At 65.4% G+C, this 709-nt stretch carries 1 protein-coding gene; it reads left to right on the forward strand.

What is annotated here, in order from left to right; all coding sequences use genetic code 11:
* Nucleotides 1–709 (forward strand): HAMP domain-containing protein (locus AC1DY5_RS57735; RefSeq protein WP_478123056.1); only part of this gene is annotated, 709 nt, incomplete at both ends.

Genomic DNA, 709 nt, shown 5'->3' on the forward strand with positions numbered 1-709 from the left:
GCCGATGTGCAGGGCGTGGCCGGCACCTGGAAGGACCTGACGGACTCGGTCAACTCGATGGCTTCGAACCTCACCTCGCAGGTGCGCAACATCGCCGACGTSACCAAGGCGGTGGCCGCTGGCGATCTGTCGAAGAAGATCACGGTCGACGTCAAGGGCGAAATCCTGGAACTGAAGGCGACCATTAACACCATGGTCGACCAGCTGTCTTCCTTCGCCGACGAGGTGACCCGCGTCGCTCGCGAGGTCGGCACCGAAGGCCGGCTCGGCGGCCAGGCCGAAGTGAAGGGCGTGGCCGGCACCTGGCGCGACCTGACGGAATCGGTCAACTCGATGGCCGGCAATCTCACGAGCCAGGTGCGCAACATCGCCGACGTGACCAAGGCGGTCGCGGCCGGCGACCTGTCGAAGAAGATCACTGTCGACGTCAAGGGCGAGATCCTGGAACTCAAGGCGACCATCAACACCATGGTCGACCAGCTGCGATCGTTCGCGGCCGAAGTGACGCGCGTGGCGCGCGAGGTGGGCACCGAAGGCAAGCTGGGCGGACAGGCCGACGTGCAGGGCGTGGCGGGCACCTGGAAGGATCTCACGGAGTCGGTCAATTTCATGGCCGGCAACCTGACCTCGCAGGTGCGCAACATCGCCGACGTGACGAAGGCGGTGGCCGCGGGCGACCTGTCGAAGAAGATCTCGGTCGACACCAAGG

It is taken from the genome of Variovorax sp. P4_D9, from assembly GCF_056401695.1.